Here is a 2,198-nt window from a genome sequence, read left to right as displayed (position 1 = left end):
GTAGCACACGGATACCGCACTCGCGGCACTGCTCGTATAATTTTTCGGCAAATTCTACCGCCGCCGCGTCTTTGTGATTTGAGATGATGATCTCAAGCTCGAAAGGCGCCAGCTCGCGCGGCCACACACAGCCTCGCTCGTCGTGACTGCTTTCGATCGCCACGGCGATAAGGCGGCTTGCGCCGATGCCGTAGCAGCCCATGTAAAACGCACGAGCCTTGCCGTTTGCGTCTAAAAATCGCGCTCCCATCGGCTCCGAATAGCGCGTACCGAGCTGAAAGATATGGCCCACCTCGATGCCTTTCGTGATGCCAAGCTCGCCGCCGCAGCACGGACACGCGTCGCCTTCGCTCACGGCGGCGAGATCCGCAAAGCGCGATTCGTTAAAATTTATCACGCTTGCGCCCACGTAGTGGTAATCCGGCTCGTTTGCGCCCGCGATCATCTCGCGCGCTCCTTTTAGCTCGGCGTCGATGTAAAATTTCGCCCCCTCGCCGAGCCCGAAAGGTCCGCAAAAGCCCGCCGTAAAGCCCGCTTGCGCGATCTCCTCCTCGCTAGCATCGATTAGCTCCAGCGCGCCGCAGGCATTTTGCGCCTTGGTCTCTTGCAGCTCGTCGCAGCCGCGGATAAAAAACGCTACGATCTCGCTACGATCCTCGTATAGCGCTTTTTTGATCACCGCTTTGATGGTGTAGAATTTATCCACTTTAAAAAATTCCGCCACCGCGTCGATCGTTTTCATCGCGGGGGTTTTAAATTTCATCATACCGTCGGTCTCGGGCGCGGCGGCGTTCGTAGTTTTTGGTGCGCGGCGCGCAGCCTCGATGTTTGCGGCATATTCGCAGCGCTTGCACACGACGATATCGTCCTCGCCGTTATCCGCTAGCACCATAAACTCCTTGCTGCCGCTGCCGCCGATCGCGCCGCTGTCCGCATCGACCGCGCGAAAATTTAACCCCAGTCGCGTAAAAATCTGCGAGTACGCCTGCCTCATCACCTCAAACTCGCGCTTCATATCCGCAGCGTCCGCGTGGAAGCTATAGGCATCCTTCATCGTAAACTCGCGTCCGCGCAGAAGTCCGAAGCGAGGGCGCGCCTCATCGCGAAATTTCGTATTGATCTGATAGATATTTAGCGGCAGCTGCTTGTAGCTTGTGATCTTATCCGCGACCATCAAAACCGCCGCCTCCTCGTTGGTAGGGCTTAGCACGAAGTCGTTATCCTTGCGATCTTTGAAGCGCAGCAGCTCCTTGCCGTATTTGGCGTAGCGACCGCTTTTTTTCCACGCATCCGCGGACGTCACGACGCTAAAAGAGACCTCCTGCGCGCCCGCAGCGTCCATCTCCTGCCTGATGACGGCGCAGATCCGCTCTAGCACTATCTTTCCTAGCGGCAAAAAATTATAAAGCCCGCTGCCCAGCTGCTCAATAAATCCCGCGCGGATCAAAAGCGCGTGGCTAGGTAGCACCGCGTCTCTGGGAGCTTCTTTTAAGCTTGGAGCGAAAAGCTTGCTAAATTTCATTCTGTCTGTCCTTTTTCTCGTTTTCTTGATTTAAAAATTTTTCGTAGTTTTCTTGCAGTTCAAAAATTTCGACCAGCGCATTTACCGTGCCGTCAGCATCGTCCGCTTCGCCAAGATTTTTTAAATTTACCGTCGGAGCGTGCAGAAACGCTTTAAAAACCTGATGGATAAGCTTGCGCGCCTCCTCTGCATCGCTGTGCTTTAGATAGCCCTTTTTAAGCGCCTTGGCTAGCTCTAGCTCGGCTACTTGTTTCGCGCTTTGGCGCAAAGCCTTGATGATCGGCGTGGATGCCGCCGCCCTCAGCCATTTGAAAAACTCGTTCGTGCATTTTGCCACGATCGAGTAAGCGATCTGCGCCTGCTCCTCGCGAAGCAGCAAATTTTTCTTTACGATCTCCTCCAGATCATCGACGCTGTAAACCTCGACATCCTCGCTCTGACTAAGTTCCACGTCGCGCGGCACGGCTATATCGAAAAAATATCGCTTAAAGCTTTTGGGCTCTAACAAGCTATCGGTAATGATCGGCTCCTGCGAGCCCGTAGCGCTGAAAAATAGGCTATTTACGTTTAGATATTTTTTGAGATTATCCAGCGTGTCGGTCTTGATACGAGCCGCGCAGATATTTGTGCCGTCGCTTAAAATTGCGCCGCCTGCGTCATCGCGACTTGCGCGTCC

The 2,198-nt window shown here is 54.2% G+C and carries 1 protein-coding gene and 1 pseudogene; both read right to left on the bottom strand.

The genetic code is table 11. From position 1 onward, the window contains the following. Positions 1–1,522, bottom strand: a 1,522-nt coding sequence (locus Q0256_RS08280) for a proline--tRNA ligase (protein WP_297962132.1), incomplete at its 3' end; no start/stop codon positions are given. Then, positions 1,512–2,198 (bottom strand): annotated as a pseudogene (locus Q0256_RS08275) (hypothetical protein); the annotation flags it as partial. The pseudogene Q0256_RS08275 and the gene Q0256_RS08280, both read right to left, overlap by 11 nt.

Source organism: uncultured Campylobacter sp., from assembly GCF_937949835.1.
Lineage (GTDB): Bacteria > Campylobacterota > Campylobacteria > Campylobacterales > Campylobacteraceae > Campylobacter_B.
Note: the sequence above shows the minus strand (reverse complement) of the source record. Positions and strands in the feature narration are given on the sequence as shown.